This window comes from Flavisolibacter ginsengiterrae DSM 18136, from assembly GCF_059568575.1.
In genome coordinates this window covers 212,230-231,720 of sequence record NZ_JCANTR010000004.1, presented here as the reverse complement: position 1 = coordinate 231,720, position 19,491 = coordinate 212,230, and the positions used below count along the sequence as shown (strand labels likewise).

Below are 19,491 nucleotides of genomic sequence, written 5' to 3'. Positions count from 1 at the left end.
AATTTCGGGTATACTATGCTCATTGGACGTGTCAAATGCTTATTGGTAGCGGCTTTCAGCGTTTTAGCCCTCACTTTTTCTACATCTGTTTTTGCCCAGGAAGGTCATGTTACTCATGGCGAAGCTGAGCATGTGGAAAAGTTGGATGCTGCTAAAGTGATTATGGAGCACATAATGGATAACCATGAATATCATTTTGCTGAAATTAATGGTCATCCAATCAGCATTCCTTTGCCTGTGATCCTGTATTCTCCGCAGCGTGGATTGGATGTATTCATGTCCTCAAAACTGGAACATGGTCACACTGTTTATAATGGTTATAAACTGGAGGAAGGGAAAATAGTTCCTGTGAATGCCAATGGGTCTGTAGATGAAGGTGTAAAAGTTTATGATTTTTCTCTTACCCGGTTCGTGGTTCAATTATTTCTTTCTGCCATCTTGTTGATTGTTATCATGACCAATGTAGCAAAGGCCTACCAAAAAAGAGGCAACCAGGCACCGACAGGGTTTCAGAATGCAGTGGAGCCTGTCATCACATTCATTCGTGATGAAGTAGGAAAACCAAACCTGGGAACTAAATACCAGAAGTACATGCCGTACCTGCTTACGGTTTTCTTTTTTATTTTGATCAATAACCTATTGGGCCTGATTCCGGGATCAGCCAATGTTACCGGTAATATTTCTTTTACCATGGTGCTGGCATTCATTTCCATGGTTGTCATTTTATTAAGTACCAATAGTCATTTTTGGGGTCATATTTTCTGGCCTCCGGGAGTTCCCTTCCTGGTAAAGCTTATCCTGATCCCGGTGGAGTTTGCCGGTGTTTTTATCAAGCCTATGGCATTGATGATACGTCTTTTTGCCAATATGGTGGCAGGGCATATCGTGATCATTTGTTTCATATCGCTGATATTCATTTTCGGAGCTATGAATACTGTGGCAGGTGTTGGTTTTTCACCTGTTTCACTGGCCTTTACGGTTTTCATTTACCTGATTGAAATACTGGTAGCATTTATCCAGGCCTTCATTTTCGCAAACCTGACTGCTGTATTTATCGGCCAGGCTTTTGAAACAGGCCATGATAAAGCCCACCCTCATGATCCTCATCCTACGCATAACAGGGATGAGAAAGAATTTGCCTTATAATTTTTTTTATAATAAACAAAAACAAACAGTATGTCTTTAATGAATCTTTTGTTGCAGGTTGGAACTGAAGCAGCTCAAACAGTGGTAGATGTTTCTAAATCACATTTGGGTGGTGCTATCGGTGCTGGTTTGGCAGCTATCGGTGCCGGTATTGGTATCGGTCAGATCGGTCGCGGTGCAGTTGAATCAATTGCCCGTCAACCAGAAGCAGCTAATGACATTCGTGCCAACATGATCCTGACTGCTGCCTTCGTAGAAGGGGTTGCCCTTTTCGCAGTTATCGCAGGTATCCTGGCTGTATTGAAATAATACAGGCACAAAATGATTACTGCATCTTAAGCACAGGGCGGCGGATGCAGTAATTCAATTTCAGGCAGTTAGAATTGATAGCTTGCTGCCGGTAAAAAATGACTTAATTATCAAATTTTCAAATTAGTATATGCAACTGTTATTACCAGGTATCGGATTGATCTTTTGGACATTAATTGCCTTTTTGGTAGTGTTCCTTATCCTGAGAAAATTTGCCTGGAAACCCATTCTTTCTTCCCTTAATGACAGGGAAAAAACGATTGCAGATTCACTGGAAACTGCTGAAAGGGTAAAAAGAGAAATGGCCCAGTTGAAGAATGAGAACGAAGAGATGATGGCCAAAGCCCGTGAAGAAAGAGGTGTAATGCTGAAAGAAGCAAGAGAAACAAAAGACAAGTTGATCAGCGAAGCAAAAGAGCAGGCTAAGATTGAGGCCAACAAGATCATTGCCGAAGCCCAGGTTCAGATCAATGCCCAGAAAATGGCAGCACTGACAGAAGTTAAGAACCAGGTAGGTAAAATGGTAGTGGAAGTGGCTGAGAAAGTGTTACGTAAGGAATTGAGTTCTCCTGCAGCACAGGAAGCGCATATCAAAGACCTGGTGAACGAAGTAAACTTAAGTTAGTTGGATTCGATGACCTGTTGTTTTGAAATAGCAACATACCAGGTCAGGAACACAAGATCAGAACATTAGCAAATTGACAAACAGAATAAATGCCTAATCCACGCTTAGCAACAAGATACGCAAAGTCAATTCTGGACCTGGCCATTGAAAAGGGCCAACTGGAAGAGGTGTATGCCGATATGCAATACCTGCAGTTGTTGAACAATAGCAGCCGCGAGTTCTTAAACCTGCTTCGAAGTCCTATCGTTGCTTCAGATAAAAAGCAAAGCGCGGTAGATGCTGTTACCGCAGGAAAGATCAGCGTGATAACCACTTCCTTTACGCGGTTATTGATTACAAAGGGTAGGGAGGCGGAATTGCCTGAGATCATAACTGCCTTTATCACTCAATACAAAGAGTACAAAGGCATACATACAGTGAAGTTGACCACTGCTGCCCCTGTTAGTGAAGAAGTTAAAAATTCCATAGTTGCCCAGGTAAGGAAAACAAGTAACATGGAAAATATCGAATTGGAAACAAAGGTTGATCCAAAGCTCATTGGTGGATTTGTGTTGCAGGCTGGTGACAAACTGGTTGATGCCAGTATTGCCACAGACCTGAAGGAGATAGCCCGTGACTTTGAGAACAATGATTTCATTTATAAAGTAAGATAATAGGCCTTGACCTTTATGGTCGGTAGCTACAAAAACATATAAAAACTAAAGCAAAATTTTAAACTGATAATATGCCAGAAATAAAACCAGATGAAATAAGTGCCATATTACGCCAGCAGCTAAGCGGGTTCACCGCCGGAGCTAACCTGGAAGAAGTAGGCACCGTATTACAGATCGGAGATGGTATTGCCCGTGTTTATGGTTTAGGTAATGTTCGCGCAGGTGAACTGGTGAAATTCGAGAACGGTGTAGAGGGAATTGCCCTGAACCTGGAAGAAGATAATGTGGGTGTGGTATTAATGGGTGACACAGGTACGCTCAATGAAGGATCCCAGGTAAAACGTACCGGGCAGATCGCATCTATCAGGGTAGGTGAAGGTATGGCGGGACGTGTGGTGAATACCCTTGGGGAACCGATTGACGGTAAAGGCCCGATTGAAGGTGAGCGTTATGAAATGCCCCTGGAGCGTAAAGCACCTGGAGTAATTTATCGCGAACCGGTAAAAGAACCATTGCAGACAGGTATCAAGGCTATTGACGCCATGATCCCTATTGGTCGTGGTCAACGTGAGTTGGTTATTGGTGATCGCCAGACGGGTAAAACTGCCATCTGTATCGATACTATCATCAACCAGAAAGAATTTTTTGATGCAGGGCAACCTGTTTATTGTATATATGTAGCTATTGGTCAGAAAGCATCAACCATTGCAGGTGTGATGAAGACTTTGCAGGATGCAGGTGCCATGGCTTACACAACGATCGTAGCAGCCTCCGCTTCTGATCCGGCACCTTTGCAGTTCTATGCTCCATTTGCTGGTGCTGCTATTGGTGAATTCTTCCGTGATACCGGTCGCCCGGCATTGATTATTTATGATGATCTTTCCAAACAGGCCGTAGCATACCGTGAGGTTTCACTTTTATTACGTCGTCCCCCAGGCCGTGAGGCTTATCCTGGAGATGTATTCTATTTGCATAGCCGTTTGCTGGAAAGAGCTGCAAAGATCATCGCGAATGATTCAGTAGCCAGGCAGATGAATGATCTCCCTGAATCTATTCGTCCATTGGTAAAGGGTGGTGGTTCTCTTACAGCCCTGCCGATTATTGAAACACAGGCTGGTGACGTATCAGCCTATATCCCAACCAATGTGATCTCTATCACAGATGGCCAGATATTCCTTGAGTCCAACCTTTTCAACGCAGGTATCCGCCCGGCGATCAACGTGGGTATCTCTGTAAGCCGCGTGGGTGGTAACGCTCAGACCAAATCGATGAAGAAAGTGGCTGGTACCTTAAAGCTTGACCAGGCTTTATACCGTGAAATGGAAGCTTTCTCTAAGTTTGGAGGTGACCTTGATGCTGCTACAAAGGTGGTATTGGATAAAGGTGCCCGTAACGTGGAAATCCTGAAGCAACCTCAATATTCTCCAATGCCGGTTGAAAAGCAGGTAGCTATAATTTACCTGGGTACACAGGGATTGTTGCGTAATGTAGCAGTAAGGAAAGTAAATGAGTTTCAGGACCATTTCTTAATGGAAATGGAAAACAAACTTCCTGAAGTATTGGCTGCATTTAAGAAAGGAGCTTTACCAGATGATGGCGTTCAAAAAATGGTGGAGTTAGCCAATGGCCTGATCCCACAATACAAATAAGTATTTCATTTTCAATAGAAAAGCGGCTCTCGAGCCGCTTTTTTTGTGCCTGCAAATAGTTGAAAAGCAAATCTTTTAAGAAAAAACCCTTAGAATTAATTTGGTTTATATTATAAACTACTTTACGTTTGTGGGGCAATCGACAATTATGAGAAAGATCTTAGCCTTGGGTATTTTCCTTTTCACAATACATACCCTTACTGCACAAACCCTTATAAAAGGAACCGTAAAAGATGTTAAAGACCATCCCCTGGCTGGAGCCACTATAGCTATCAAAGACAGTTATGATGGAGGTACTTCGGATTCTTCAGGTAATTTTTCATTCAGAACGTATGAAAAAGGTGATCAAATTCTTTTGGTTACAGCCATTGGTTATAAAGGATGGGAGCAAAAAATAGCGGTTAAAGACTCCACTCTACATTTCGGAATTAATCTAAAAGAAGAGATCAATGAAATGAAAGCCGTAGTGATCACTGCAGGCTCATTTGAAGCCAGTGATAAAAAAAGGACCACTGTACTGAATTCAATTGATATAGTCACCACAGCCAGTGCCAATGCAGATATTACAGGAGCTATCAAAACCCTCCCCGGTGCCCAGCAGGTTGGCGAAAGCGAAGGCCTTTTTGTAAGAGGTGGCACTGCTTCAGAAACTAAAACCTATATAGACGGAACCCTCGTCAACAATTTCTTTTATACCAGTGTGCCAAACATCGCCCAGAGAGGTCGGTTCTCCCCATTCATTTTTAAAGGCACTGTATTTAGCGCAGGGGGATATTCCGCTTTATATGGACAGGCCCTGTCTTCTGCTTTGATACTGGAATCAATAGATCTGCCAGATAGAAGCAGCGCTAATATTAGCATTTCACCAATTGGAGGTGCTGTAGGGATTCAAAAGCTGTCTAAAGATAAAAAGTCTTCATGGGGGGCTAATTATGGGTATACGAATATTGTATTAGCCTACAAGGTTTTAAATCCAAGGGTAGACTATTATCATATGCCTGAATTTCACACAGGGGATGCCAACTTTCGTATTAAAACTTCCGCCTCAGGCATCTTAAAATACTATGGCTATTTTAGCCAGAATCAATTGGCAGTCCGGAATCCAAGCCTTGACTCACTCGGGTATAAAGATGCATTCCGGTTAAAGAATTTCAATATCTACCACAACCTGGCATATAGGGAAAATATTGGCGCTTACTGGAAGTTCAATGGTGGTGTTTCATTTACTAACAATAAGGACAATATAGAAGGAAGTATGGAAGATGCAAGCAATAAGCCGGTCGTCTTGCAAGGCCTTGAATACAAAAACTTTCATTTAGATGCCCATGGAAATTATTTCAATGCCAAGGCTGTATTTGAAAGAAGGCTGAGAGGCCTGAGCGCTATAAGATTCGGATCTGAATATAATTACAGTAATGACAAGGCTGACTATACATTGTATAACGGGAATAAATATCCGAATAATATAAAGGAAAACCTTGTATCTGGTTTTGCAGAAGCAGATATATACCTTACCAATGACCTTGCTGCCAAACTGGGCAGCCGGCTTGAGCATTCATCTCTTTTAAATAAATACAATCTTGCCCCCCGTGCTTCTCTGGCATATAAAGTAGGAAAGGACGCGCAGGCTTCCCTGGCCTATGGCATATTCTACCAAAATCCTGAAAGAAGGTACCTGCCCTCTTTCAATGATCTTACATTCTCAAAAGCCACTCATTACATAGCCCAGTACCAGAAGGTTACGAGCCTGACAACATTCAGGGTGGAGGCTTTTTATAAAAAATATGATGACCTGATCAAAACCTCTGTAAGCAATAACCAGGAGAGTGCAACTTCCAACCAGGGCTTTGGATATGCCAGGGGTGTGGAGTTTTTCTGGAGAGATAAAAAGACCGTAAAGAATTTTGATTACTGGATTTCTTATTCTTACCTCGATACCAAAAGGGATTTTTTGAACTTTCCTGGTGAGATGGAACCCAATTTTGCCGCGAAGCATACAACTAACTTAGTATTGAAGAAATTTGTCAGCGGCATGCGAACGCAATTCAATGCCAATTACCAGTTTGCTTCCGGCAGGCCTTACTACAATATCCGGTACGACAATACAAACAATAAATATAACATCTTCGATAAGGGAAGGACAAAGGATTTCAATAGTGTAAGCCTCAGTGTGAATTACCTGCCTAATATATTTAAGAAAGGTGCCAACCAGTTTACAGTATTTGTATTTTCTGTTACCAATGTCCTGGGTAGCAACCAGGTGTTTGGTTACAATTATTCGTACAATGGTATGCGCAAGCAGGCAATCATTCCGCCAACAAAAACATTTGTTTACCTGGGTGTCTTTCTAAGTTTTGGAGTGGACAGGTCACAGGAGGTGATCAACAGTAATCTATAAATTTTCTATAACAGCAATCTTGAAATTATAACCGATAACTTTAAAACAAGTAATATGAAAAAAGTCTTCTTCACAGTCTTAGCCTCTTTTTTACTCCTTGCCTCGTTTGCACAAAGCGATAAGTACCACAATGCCATGCTGCCAAAAGTTGTAGCCATGGATACTACGCATAATATTGACGTGATCAAAGACCTGGCAGGTTCTTTTGAACGCATCGGCGATGCAGAAAAAACGCAGTGGCTGCCTTATTACTATGCAGCTCTTGCAAATGTTAATACAGGATATATGTTATCTATGGGTAAAATGGGGGGGCTTGTAGATCAACTTGACCCATTAGCCGACAAGGCAGATGCTATGATAACAAAAGCAGAGGCATTAAGCAAGGATAATTCTGAAATATTTGTGGTAAAGAAAATGATTGCTACGCTGCGTATGATGGCAGATCCAATGAACCGATACATGACCTATGGTCCCCAGGCACAGGAAGCATTGGAAACAGCTAAAAAATTAAACCCTGAAAATCCAAGAGTGTACCTGCTGCAAGGACAGGATAAATTTTATACGCCAGAACAATATGGTGGAAGTAAAACGGAAGCCAAATCCCTATTTGAACAGGCAGTAAAAAAATACGATACTTTCAAGCCAGCTACAGATATTGATCCTAACTGGGGCAGGGCCATGATTCAATATTTAATGAGCCAGATGAAATAACCTTTAGATACTGCTTATTCAATTAGCATTAACTACATCAAATGGAAGATAATTTTTCTCCCCAGCAAAGCCTGCAACTGATACAGGCGATGCTTCATAAAACAAAAGCAAACCTTGGAGAGAACAGCATTTACTTTTTGCTCTGGGGATGGGTGACTTTCATTGCCATTATTGGACAATTCTTTTTAAAAGTGGTGCTCAGGAATGAGCACCACTATCTTGTTTGGTTATTGACCATTCCAACAGCTATCATAACTATTATATACTCTGCACGCAGGCATAATAAGCATAAAGTAAAAACCTATATAGGTGAAAGCATGAGTTATCTATGGACGGGCATAGGTATCAGCTTTTTTATTCTCAGCATGATCATTTCTTACTCCAATGGGGGATGGGCGCATGCATGGCCATTCTTTATATTGATGTATGGGTTGGGAACTTTTGTATCAGGAATGTTACTGAAGTTCAGTCCCTTGGTGATCGGTGGCATAATTAGTTGGATATTGAGCCTCGTCAGTGTTTTTGTTGCTTTTGATTACCAGTTATTATTAGCGGCTTCAGCTATTTTATCCAGCTATATTATTCCCGGTCACTTATTACGCTCTATCAATAAGTAAATTCTATGGAAGAGAAACAAATATCTGAACATGAAGGCTTGTTGCTTATTCAACAAATGATCAATACGGCCAAGAAAGAACAGAAAGACGATGGTAAAGGATGGATCATTTGGGGATGGATGTTATTCCTGGCCTCTGTATTAACAGTATTGAATATGCGCTTTAAATGGTTCCAGCCTTTTTTCTTCTGGAACTTTTTTGGATTGATCACACTAATCGCATTGGCCTATCAATCGGTAAGCTATCTTTTCTTCCAGAAAACTGAAAAGGTACGTACCTATACAAAGGATCTTTTTCAAAGGTTGAATACAGGCTTTTTTATCAGCCTGATGTTTATTATAGTAGCCATCAATGTCAATATTTCACCTGCTATCGGGTTTTCATTATTAATCAGCCTGTATGCTTTTTGGATATTGATCTACGGTAGTGCCCTTAACTTTCGTCCTTCCGTTATTGCAGCATACTTAACCTGGGGTATCGGTTTTGTTTCTTTATTTATGAAGAGCTTTGAACAGGTGATGTTACTGCATGCGGCAGCTGTACTCATAGGATATATCATTCCCGGGCATATAGCCAACAATGAATTCAGAAAATTGCACCAGCGGAATAAAGTAGTGGAAAGTGTTTAAAGATCTGGACCCCATATTACATTCCCAGTTGCGCCTGGCCGTGATGTCCTTACTTATAAGCGTTAAGGAAGCAGAGTTCACGTATATACGGGAGAAGACAGGGGCTACGGCTGGCAATTTAAGCGTGCAGGTGCAAAAGCTGAAAGACGCAGGGTATATTGAGGTCACCAAGCAATTCAAAGACAACTACCCTCAAACTTTATGCAGGGTCACCTCTTCTGGCGTTAAGGCATTTGAAGTGTACGTCCAGGCACTGCAGGAATACATCAAAAAATGAGGAAGGCTCCTGGAAAGGAGCCCTCGAATCTATAATCCGTACCGAAAAAAGGTAAACTATCTCTTTATGAATTTCACCCGGTCGTTGTTCATTTGATTAGATAGCTCAAGTATGTAAGCCCCGGTATACAATTTACCGTCAAGGGCAAGAGTTATTGTATTATTTCCTTTGGCCAGGTTTGTTTTTTGGCTCATTAGCCTCGATCCTTCCACGTTATATATGTTTACGGTTGTCATACCGTTTATGTCTGAGTTGTAATGGAAACTTACATAAGAATCCACGGGATTTTGTGAAAGCTGTATGGATCCTTTTACTGCTTTATTATTTTCAATGAATACCACATTGGAATAAAATGATTTGCCGGAACGGTCCACCAGTTTCAGCCTGTAATAATAGTTGGCCATTGCACCGGCATCAGTAAAGGAATAGGTTTCAGCACCTTTTTTTTCTGTAGCCGGTACCATGCTGATGGCGACAAAATTGTTGGCATCCTGGCTTCTCTCTACCTGGAACTGCTGACCCGATTCATTTTCTTCTACAGTCCATCTTAATTTATTTTTATCCTGCTCTTTACTTCCGGCAAAGGAAATAAGCTTTACAGGAAGTACATTCACGTTGGGTATAAACCGATAATTATCTATACAGCCCGCACTGGTTGTGGTTTGAATGATAACATTGGCGGTATAGGGAAAGAAAAGAGATGTAAAAGGTCCATCTGATACCGTGTTTTCAGTTTTACTTACCAGGTACGTATCAGTAGCATCCAGTTCTCCGGGCACAGACCCATTGTCAACATACACGTTCATCGTTACCGGGAAATCTGTCACAGGGCCAGCTACGGCATCAAAGTTCAATGTCGATCCTCCCAGCGCCGTTCCTCTTACAATGGCAGCAGCAACACTGATGGCGGGAACAATGATTTCAGAAGCTCCGCCATTAGTCACTCCTGGTGAGTGATTGACCTGCGCACTTGACTTGGTCCATGTGCCGCAGTATCCATCTTTCAGCCTGATATAACCATTATCAGAACCAACATCCTGTATCACATATTCAGGATGTGCAGTAGCATAACTTGAAAAGTTAATGGTGAAATCAGGTGCTGTGCTGCTCATATCTACATACAGGCTGGGCAGGCTAACAATATAAGTTGGTAGAAATGTTGCTCCTCCAGTTCCACCCAGGAAGACATTTTGTAATATTCCGTTCTTAAAAACAAACACATTATAAGTTGCACCTTGTCCACCGATCTTGTTGAAAAAGTCATTAAAATTGGCAGGCACTGGCGCCAGGTCATAGCTGGCGTTTCCATCAATTGCTGCACTCACATTATTGCTTATGATCCATTTCTTCAGGTAGGCATTATTGTTAGCCATAAAGGTCAAATCATTCCAGCTGTATTGTGAATTATTGCTGTTTGATACGCCCTGGTAATTAAAGGGCACACTTGAGGATCCTACAAAGAATCCCAACGGTGCCACAGTTAATGCCGGCAGGTCCAGCACATAAAATCCTTTGTCACCGCCCGCTTCAAAATAGGTAACGATGGTATAGTTATCCATTGAAACAGGGGTTGTGCTGCTATTATAGAATTCAAAGAACTCCTGTCTTGCGCTTCCAGGGATGGCGTACACCTCGTTAAGGATGGCCTGTGCCTGCATATGCAAACTGGCAGAGACAGTGATCAAAAGGGTAAAGATTCGTTTCATTTCTTCAGTTTTGAATTGAATAATCTCAAATTCATGTCCTAAGAAATATTGGATGGTGGGCGAACCGATCTAAGGATCGGGGATGGTGGTAAAACAGCCCTTTGGCAGGGCTGTTTTGATCTGCTGTGCTTATTGATTGCTGTACATGACTTTTTGTGAAATTCTTGTTGACTTTGTAGCCAATTCAACGATGTACATTCCATTACTATAATTACCTGCAAGAGCTACAGTGGCTGTATTTACACCTGCAGATACATTCATTGATTGCTTTTGAATGGTCCTACCTGTATGATCATAGATGGTTAACTGGGCTACTTCGCTGGTTTCGTTATTAAAGCTGATGATCAGTTTTTCTCTTACAGGGTTTGTTAACACCTGCAGGCTTTTTTGTGCATTGGCTCCGGTATTAAATACCAGTATCTTAGAGTATTCAGCCTTATAGTTATTATCAAACATTTTCAAACGGTACATCACTCTTTCTGCAGAGACATTTTCTGAAAAGCTGTATTGTGCATCTCCTGATTTGGTGCTGGCAGTAACATTACCTGCAGTTGTGAAGTCAATACCATTCGTACTTCTTTGTACTTCAAAATTCCTGGCTGTTTCATTCTCAGCTACCATCCACTGTAATTGTGTTTTGCTTTTGTTTACAGAACCGCTGAAGTTTACAAGCTTTACGGGCAATGGTAATGGAGCATTGCTGGCTGCAAGAATTGAATTAGTAGTCAGCGTTAAAGCAGAAATAGTCTTATCATTTCCTACAGTTAACGACAATTTGATCCTGAAATTGGTATTGGCAGGGAAAGTAGAACCTGGTACAAATGTAAAATAGTAGCTTCCTCCGCCACTGGTGAATGTAAAAGGCGATGCTGTATATGAAAGTACTTGTTGCGGTGAACCGTAAACAATGCTTATGATTGGTGTTGCAGTTGTTGGTTGGCTGGCAGCATTTGATAAAAGATATTGAAAATATATGGCTGTTTGAGAACCATTATAATAATATTCCGGAGAAGTTAATTCAGTAGTCTTGTTTTTTGGAAATGCATTCAGTGTTGTCGTGTTAGTACTTGAAAAACCATTGGGTATATCATTTACCACTAATGGTGATCCCCATCCTGGTGTTGGATTTGGGTCAACAGTACTGATTGTTCCATTGTTTCCTTGTGCGGAAAGGTTAGTAAGAATAAGGCATAATGATGCAAATAAGGTAGAGATCCTTCTCATGACGGTACGTTTTAAGTTTGATTATAGATTATGAATTCTCGAAGGAGATTGGAAAAGAGGCTTCAAAAAGATAGGTGGACTTAAATACGGATTTCGAAGGATAAATTTTGGGTCTTTGGCTTTGCAAATAAATTGTACGTGGGGGAAATAATACTTACAGGTATGTAGTATTACAGTGAAAGGACCAGGTACAGATTATTGCGTTATGCTTTTCGAAGGATTGGTAGAACAAACATAATAGGTGTTTTTCATTAATGCAAGTGTTTCTACTAAAAAAAACATAAGTATTACCGTATTTTCCGCAATAAATTTACCATTAGCCCTTGATAACTAATGGTTTTTACTTGCCCTGGTGTAGGTAAAAAAATTTTAAAAATAGGTGCGCTTTTCATTGCATTTCATAAAAAAACCTTCCGTCAGGAAGGCTTTTTTATAGAAAAATATTCCAGTTAAATGGTTATCGTTTATCGATGGTATCATCTATTCTTTCATCTTCCACATTCTTTAATACCTCCGCTGTTATTTTCCGCAGCGGGTTGCGGGTACGCTCCTCGTATTCATTACGGCGGTTGATAATATCCAGGCATTCAAAAACTGCTGTGGTAAAAGATCCCGCATCGGCTTTATTCTTTCCGGCAATATCAAAAGCTGTCCCATGATCGGGTGAGGTGCGCACAAATGGCAATCCGGCTGTGAAATTCACGCCTTCACCTACCGAAATGGTCTTAAAAGGTATCAATCCCTGGTCATGGTACATGGCCAGCACCGCATCAAACTGCAGGTAGCTTCTGCGGGCAAAAAAAGCATCGGCACTGTAAGGACCAAAAACCAGCTTATCCTGCTTTGCTTCTTTTATGGCAGGTTTAATGACCTGTTCTTCTTCATTACCTATCAAACCTTCATCACCTGCATGGGGGTTAAGCCCCAGTACCGCAATTTTAGGCTTATCTATTCCAAAATCCTTTTTAAGGCTGGTATGCAGCAGGTTTATTTTGGAAAGTATGGCCTCTTTGGTGATATGCGTTGCAATGGATTTAACAGGAATATGTTCTGTTACAAGTGCTACCCGTATATCTGTTGCATATAAAAGCATCAGTACATCCTTGGCGCCTGCCACTGCCTGCAGGAAAGGTGTATGGCCTGTAAAATTAAAATCGGCCGACTGAACATTCATTTTATGAATGGGAGCTGTAACCAGTCCCTGGATATGTCCCTGGTGTAGGGCTTCGGCGGCAGCCTGTAGGGATTTCACGGCATATTTACCACCCATTTCATTTAACTGGCCCGGTGTTATGGCCAGTTCTTCCTCCCAGCAGTTATACACATTGATCTGTTTGGGGTTGACCTTGCTGAAATCCTTTATGCTTTGGTAGTTGAAATGAGCCTCAGGCACTGACTTTTTATAAAAATTGATCAGTTTATTCGATCCAAAGATCACAGGGGTACAATGTTCCAATATCCGGTGATCAGAAAAAGTTTTAATGATCAACTCCGTTCCAATGCCATTTAAATCACCACAGGAGATACCTATTACCGGTTTATTCATATCCAAATTTCAGCAAATAAATGAAAATAGTAAGAAACTAAGTTGAAGGAGAGGAGATGAGTCGGTAGCCTGGAACCTGGAGTCGGGAGTCAGAGCGGGTAGCTGATTGAAAAGTTGATATGATTGATAGCTTGAAAAGTTGACAGGTCCAATAAAGTATTAGGTGTTCGGGCTTGCTGTGTTATACAACGACACCTTGTCGGTAGCATATGGTGTGAAGTGCTTCAAAAGCGTTCCGGCGGAACGTCTTGTGGTTTATAATGAATCAAACCTCGGGGTTCCTTGCTGCCTGGAAGCAGCCTGGTTACTACCTACTGCCGGTCTGGAGTATAGCTGCCCCCTATCTACTCCCTACCTGCGGTATAGATACTGCGTGGTGATCACGCAGTATCTATACCGCAGCTATACTGCAGGTAGGGCGCTTGTATACTGTAGATAGGGAGAAGGAGGGGAATATCGAACAGATGAACAAGGAATGTCGAATGATGAAGGGGGGTAGGGCGGAGAGGTATAATTTATAGCGGTCTTTCCTTAATGGTAAGGAGGAAGAATGCTCAATGAGCAATGCTCAATTTTCAATGTTCAATGAGGGAAAAAGGAGTAAGGATCAATTGGTTAGAGAGGAAAACGGACAAAACCGGCCAATACGGTCAAAAGCGGTCATTACCGGTCAAATCGGTCAAAAACGGCCAAAACGGACATAGGGGTTTTGAACTGAGAGGGATTTTCAAAAACTTGCAGCTATTAAAATCTAATACCAGTTATGGCCAGGCAAGTAGGATACGTTACAGCAACAGGCACCGTGGATGGTGACACCAACTTTTATAAGGATGTGGAATGGGGATTTTTGGTAAGAATGCTTCCGGGGGTAAGCAGTAAGCGCTTCTGGAAGGATCCTGCCTTTGAAGGAAGCCGCAGAAGCGCAGAAAGGTTTGGACTGGGCAATATCATTTCTTCCATCATCTACCGCTTTGTACCGGTTAAAAGAAGGTACAGGCAGTTGTTTAAACAGGTAAGGACCATTGCCATTGTTTGTTTGAAGCAGGGAATGGATAAACCAGGGGTATTTACAGCCCTGCATACCTTCCTTACTGAGCAAAAGCGTATTTCCTTAACCCAGGAGCAGTTTACGCTTTTGCTCTCTTCCTTTGAACAGGAACTGGCAGGAAGGCTGAAAGAGCCAAAGCGGGAGAAGGAAAAGAAGATGAAGAACAAGCTGGAGATTACAGTGAAAGCACCCCTGAGTGCAGAAGACACTGAGTACTTACAATTGTACATGGATGATTATGACTGGACCATCAGGTTTGAGGGAGAGTTTCCAGTGGATTACCAGGTACCTTTCTTTCTCCTTAAACATGCTGTTTAAGGAAGTTTGTAGTTTGTAGTGTGTAGTTTGTAGTTCTTTAGGTCAAATGGAACTATTGGGTGCAGGCATTTCTTATTGGTCTTCATTTTAGCGATCCTTTGCGAACATCTTTGCGTTCTTTGCGTTACTAAGTATCGCAAAGTCCGCAGAGAGAAAAGCCACGCAAAGATTTTGACACTACTTTAATACTTAAAAATTTAAGGTATGCCTTCAAGGTATAAACCTTGATACTCTGTCATGCTGAGGCACGAAGCATCTGTGGATTGCACAAAGACGACTTACCATATCTATAAGACTAATGCGCAATCTTAAAATTCGGAAGTGTTTACTCTTCTTGGTTTAGGTTGAAGAGCCTCCAATAATACAATGGTCGCCTATGTAGTTACCAGATGATTCCTGCGTCAGGACGACAGACGGCTTCACAATTTCTTTACAAATTCAGACTAAACTGCAATAAATGAAAAGCATCTATCATTTCTTATCTATTGGATATAAAAAAAGCGGCATCAATTCGATACCGCTTTTTAGGAAACTTTTATTTACTATTATTTCTTGATCAATTTTCTTGTAATGGTCTGGTCTTTATTCTGGATCTGAAGAATATAGATGCCCTGTGACAATCCCTGGAGGTCCTGGAGAGCGTAGTAATTGACACCATTGTAGGCTGTAAAATCTTTTTGTCTTACGGGAACTCCTGAAGCATTTAACAAGGCCACTTTGATCTTGGAATCAGAGTTAAGGGTTACATCAAATTGCAGGTCCTTTTGGAAGGGATTGGTCATGATACCAACTTTAAAATCATCAAAAGAAGTTGTGTTCAACTGAATGATCCTTGAAAACTTCATCTTTCCGGCAGGATTGGTTATAACGATCCTGTAAAAAGTTTTGCCAGCAAGTAATGATGAATCTGTAAATGAATAATGGTTATTTTCTGCACTGGTGTTGTTACGCCCGTTAACTGTCCCTATTCTTGTAAAGTTGGTTCCATCAAGGCTTTTCTCCACATGGTAACGCAGTACTTCATGTTCACGCGTAGTGGTCCAGAAAAGATTAGAGCGGTTATTAGCCAGCTTTCCATTGAAGGATAACAGATCTGTATTCAATACAACACCGCAATCCATTACATTCAACGCGATCTGGCTCACTCCATCAGTTACCTGGCAACTGGAGTTAGATAGGTTACCTGCGGTTGTAGAAACCACCACCCTGTATTTATCACCTGCATTTGAAAGTGTTGTTGCTGATACAGGCACAGTGTAGCTGGTAATATATTCCCATGCCGAGCCATTCCATGTAGGAGTGGAAGTACCTGTAGCACCGCTGATATCAGACCAGGAATTGCCTGCATCTGTACTCCTCTGCCATTTATAATTCTGGTAGGTATTAAAATAGGAACGGATGGTGTCATTAATAGCAATCGGATTATTCTGGCAAACAGATGGATTTAATGATGGTGAATAGCGCATATTAGGCAGACAGGTATTCACGGCAATATCATCCAGAGCCCAGTCATTTCCACCACCACCAGGGGCATTGTTTCTTAGTGTTAAAAGGAAAGATGTTTCTGAAGGCCCTGTTAAATACACAAATCCACGTTTTACCCACTGGTTAGTAGAGTCTGATCCATTTGGTGTTACGCCTGAATATCGAATATCACCCGTGGTATAATAATCGCTACCGTTAACGTCAAACGCAATGTTGGGTCTTACGCCAGATGAATCACCAGGGGCAGTAGGAATATAAAGAGCAGTTGTTGAAGATCGGCCAAGGGAGTCTGCACCACATTTGTAACAAATATTCTTGAACCAGGCTGATAACTCGTAGTAGGTATTAGGACATAGGTTGTTTACTGTATATGTAAACGCGGTATCCGCCCTGTAAGCTGAGTTAATTACCAGCATGTAGCCGCAAGGATTGGTGGGGCTTACAGGTTTTGTAGTGTCACAGGCAGGGTTACCTCTTGTTGGATTGCTGGCACCTGTATGATCACCAGTTATATCCCACAAATTAAAGACCCTATACGTGGCATCTGGCTTACCCCATGTATTAATTGTTGTAAATGCAGAACTGGTGTTATTGGCTATACCATAGAAATAGTCATTTGGTCCACCAGTGGTCGTAAAGGGTTTATAGGTATAACCTGTACCAATATATGGAGTTGTTCCCCTGTTCCTGGCTAAAGGAGTACCACCACTTGGGAGTCCAAAAGTACCATTAGATTCAGCACCCAGGGCATTAGTTGCGGATACTGCATTGGGACAAAGACCAGGGCTATTGTAAACTACCAGGTTATTTACAGGAAACCGGGCATTGGTTAGTATGCCTGTTGCCTGGTCTTTATAAGTTAAGGCACCTGTTTTGAAGTTGATCTTTGTATTATACCCGGCATATACTACAACCCTGTAAGTGGCCATAATCAAACAGGGGCTTGTAAATACCCGTGGAAAAGAGGTGCTTGTCAATTGCCCCCTGGTAGTGCCATTTGATCCGGCGCCAATATTGATCCTGATGATGGTATCCAGTCCGTTGGTGTAAACAGTTCCCTGGTCGGCATCCAGTGCATCCGTAAAGGCAGAAGCTCCGTTTCCATAGATCTTGCCTTCGTTGGTGCGCCAGGCAAGACTGCCAGGAACTAGTCTTAAGCCTTTAGTATTATATAATGTATCAATAAATGACAGGCTATCTAAGGTTTTAGAACTTATGGAAAGGATAGCTCTCATTTCCAGGGTATCTCCTGGATTAACTGTTCCACCTGCAGCACCTTTTGTTACATTAATGTAGGTCCGACTGATGTCATAAGTGGCTTGAACAGGAGCTGTAACGCAAATGGAAAAGGTTCCTCCACTAGATGGACTGCTGCCAATATTGGAAACACGAACATAATAGGTAGCACCAACAATGATATTTGGAACGACAAGACTTGTAGTGCCACAAGCAAGCGAGGTTAAAGTGCCACATGTTCCGCTAAAGATTTGTAATTCCGGGTTTGTGATACCCGCTCCCAAACCTGTTACTGAAACATTTTGAACAGTTCCGGTTGCCACAAATTTGTACCATACATCATAAAGGCTTCCAGCAGATGCACAGCCAATTGGAATGCCAGAACTTGCTGTAGCACTAATCAAAGTGCCTGAGGTGTTTGAACAAGTTGTATTTGAATTTAAGGTTATTGCGCCAGTACAATCATCATTGGCGGGAGGTGGAACTGGATGTGTTACGCAAATACTGAATCCAGTAGTTGCAGCCAGCGAGCCAACACTGGACACCCTTACATAATAGGTATTACCAGATGTTAAGGAATTATTGGTTATGGAGGTAGTTCCACATTGAAGTGATGTTAATGCTCCGCAGGTGCCGCTATACAATTGAATTTCCGGTGTTGTAATATTGGTTAATCCAGTTAAGCTGATCGTATGAGAATTATTATTTGCAACAAAACTATACCAAACATCATAATGGGTGCCTGCTGATTCGCAACCAACTGGTAAACCCGTGGTGGCAGTTGCCCGGTCAAGGTTGGTAACAGTATTGGAACATGTAGTATTTGATATCAGTGATACTGCACCTGTACAATTATCATTGGCAGGGGGAGGGAGAGGTTGTGTTACGCAAATATTGAAAGTAACTGTTCCAGCAGGTGCTGAAGCACCAACATTAGAAACTCTTATATAATAAGTTGTTCCTATTGTTAATGAAGATGAAGTAAGCGTTGTTGTACCACATTGGAGAGATGTTAAAGATCCTGGGCTTCCACTGAAAAGTTGAATTTCAGGAGAAGTGAAATTTGTCCCTAGACTACTGATGGTAACAGTACTTGTTGTATTAGCAGCAGTAAATTTGTACCATACATCCCAGTGATTGCCCGCTGACTGACAGCCTGCTGGCAATGAGGCACTCATAGTAGTAAGTAATAGTGAACCCCCTGTGTTTGTGCAAGAAATATTTGGTGTTAAACTTATTGCAGAAATAGATTCATCGTTCGGTGAACTTTGTAAACAAATGTTGAATCCTCTTTTATTTGCAGGGGTACCTGACGTAGTACCGGTAACATAAATACGGACATAGTAAATTGTACCAGGAGATAGCGTTGTCAATGCTAATGATGTAGCCACTTTTTGACAAATTATTGGAGTTAAGCTGGTACATGTTCCACTAAATAATTCAACATATGTTGTATTGGTATTCAAGCTGGTTCCCAAACCGCTGACTGTGATGGTTGCATTTGATGAAGTAGCTGTAAAAACATACCATACGTCATTTGTGGGACTTGTTGCACCAGCACAGGCCCCATTTGGTGATCCAGTGCTTGTGGCATCCTGTAAATCTCCTGAAATAGTTGAACAAGTAACAGATGCGGAAAGCGGAGTTGCATTATCGCATAAATCATTTGTCGGCTGTGAAAAAACTAGTTTAGGCAAGGAGAATAGGAAACAAATTACAAGGATTCTTAGTGTCGAGTTGGTTCTCATTTAGCAGGATTTAGGCATTCTAAGGATTTGGCTAAATTACTGAAGCCTTGACTTAAAACAAGGCGACAAGTAAAGCAGCGAAGTTATTAAGTATAAACATTTATAGCAATAGGAAAACTACCATAAGTGCTTATACGTAATTCTATCATTAAAAGAAGCATTATTG

Annotated in this window: 15 protein-coding genes; 11 read left to right on the top strand and 4 right to left on the bottom strand. The window is 41.6% G+C overall.

The window, feature by feature from the left end:
- The first annotated feature begins 15 nt into the window (after window positions 1-15).
- From atpB to BP74_RS06485, 10 genes are all read left to right on the top strand, one after another.
- The gene (atpB, locus tag BP74_RS06530; RefSeq protein WP_496372272.1) at window positions 16-1,146 is read left to right on the top strand and encodes a F0F1 ATP synthase subunit A; all 1,131 of its coding nucleotides are present in this window, start codon (window positions 16-18) and stop codon (window positions 1,144-1,146) included.
- Window positions 1,147-1,176: 30 nt separating this feature from the next.
- Entirely contained in the window at window positions 1,177-1,455 is a 279-nt protein-coding gene (gene atpE / locus BP74_RS06525) for an ATP synthase F0 subunit C (protein ID WP_496372270.1), read from the top strand.
- 130 nt (window positions 1,456-1,585) lie between these two features.
- Window positions 1,586-2,080: a F0F1 ATP synthase subunit B gene (gene atpF, locus BP74_RS06520; RefSeq protein WP_496372268.1), complete on the top strand. Its 495-nt coding sequence runs from the start codon at window positions 1,586-1,588 to the stop codon at window positions 2,078-2,080.
- Between the two features lie 89 nt (window positions 2,081-2,169).
- Window positions 2,170-2,733: an ATP synthase F1 subunit delta gene (atpH, locus tag BP74_RS06515; protein WP_496372266.1), complete on the top strand. Its 564-nt coding sequence runs from the start codon at window positions 2,170-2,172 to the stop codon at window positions 2,731-2,733.
- A gap of 71 nt (window positions 2,734-2,804) precedes the next feature.
- Window positions 2,805-4,382: a F0F1 ATP synthase subunit alpha gene (gene atpA / locus BP74_RS06510; protein ID WP_496372264.1), complete on the top strand. Its 1,578-nt coding sequence runs from the start codon at window positions 2,805-2,807 to the stop codon at window positions 4,380-4,382.
- A 148-nt stretch (window positions 4,383-4,530) separates the two neighbouring features.
- On the top strand, window positions 4,531-6,780 hold the full coding sequence (locus BP74_RS06505) for a TonB-dependent receptor (protein WP_496372262.1): 2,250 nt from the start codon (window positions 4,531-4,533) through the stop codon (window positions 6,778-6,780).
- Between the two features lie 54 nt (window positions 6,781-6,834).
- Window positions 6,835-7,491, top strand: coding sequence for a tetratricopeptide repeat protein (locus tag BP74_RS06500; RefSeq protein WP_496372260.1), 657 nt, complete (start codon window positions 6,835-6,837; stop codon window positions 7,489-7,491).
- Window positions 7,492-7,532: 41 nt separating this feature from the next.
- Window positions 7,533-8,108 (top strand): hypothetical protein, encoded by a 576-nt coding sequence (locus tag BP74_RS06495; RefSeq protein ID WP_496372258.1) that lies wholly within the window; start codon window positions 7,533-7,535, stop codon window positions 8,106-8,108.
- Between the two features lie 5 nt (window positions 8,109-8,113).
- On the top strand, window positions 8,114-8,737 hold the full coding sequence (locus tag BP74_RS06490; protein ID WP_496372256.1) for a hypothetical protein: 624 nt from the start codon (window positions 8,114-8,116) through the stop codon (window positions 8,735-8,737).
- Window positions 8,730-9,014 carry a winged helix-turn-helix domain-containing protein gene (locus BP74_RS06485; protein ID WP_496372254.1) on the top strand — a complete coding sequence of 95 codons (285 nt, stop codon included), beginning with the start codon at window positions 8,730-8,732 and terminating at the stop codon, window positions 9,012-9,014. Before BP74_RS06490 ends, BP74_RS06485 begins: the two co-directional genes overlap by 8 nt.
- Window positions 9,015-9,070: 56 nt before the next feature.
- On the opposite strand, the gene BP74_RS06480 is transcribed toward BP74_RS06485, so the two are convergent.
- The 3 genes from BP74_RS06480 to pdxA form a co-directional block, all read right to left on the bottom strand.
- Window positions 9,071-10,720, bottom strand: a complete 1,650-nt coding sequence (locus tag BP74_RS06480; RefSeq protein ID WP_496372252.1) for a T9SS type A sorting domain-containing protein — start codon at window positions 10,718-10,720, stop codon at window positions 9,071-9,073.
- A 129-nt stretch (window positions 10,721-10,849) separates the two neighbouring features.
- Window positions 10,850-11,944, bottom strand: a complete 1,095-nt coding sequence (locus BP74_RS06475) for a T9SS type A sorting domain-containing protein (protein ID WP_496372250.1) — start codon at window positions 11,942-11,944, stop codon at window positions 10,850-10,852.
- A gap of 457 nt (window positions 11,945-12,401) precedes the next feature.
- On the bottom strand, window positions 12,402-13,490 hold the full coding sequence (gene pdxA / locus BP74_RS06470) for a 4-hydroxythreonine-4-phosphate dehydrogenase PdxA (RefSeq protein ID WP_496372248.1): 1,089 nt from the start codon (window positions 13,488-13,490) through the stop codon (window positions 12,402-12,404).
- 763 nt (window positions 13,491-14,253) lie between these two features.
- On the opposite strand from pdxA, the gene BP74_RS06465 reads away from it, so the two are divergent.
- Window positions 14,254-14,856 (top strand): hypothetical protein, encoded by a 603-nt coding sequence (locus BP74_RS06465; RefSeq protein ID WP_496372246.1) that lies wholly within the window; start codon window positions 14,254-14,256, stop codon window positions 14,854-14,856.
- A gap of 545 nt (window positions 14,857-15,401) precedes the next feature.
- Here BP74_RS06465 and BP74_RS06460 read toward each other — a convergent pair.
- Entirely contained in the window at window positions 15,402-19,325 is a 3,924-nt protein-coding gene (locus BP74_RS06460; protein ID WP_496372244.1) for a T9SS type A sorting domain-containing protein, read from the bottom strand.
- Window positions 19,326-19,491 lie beyond the last annotated feature (166 nt).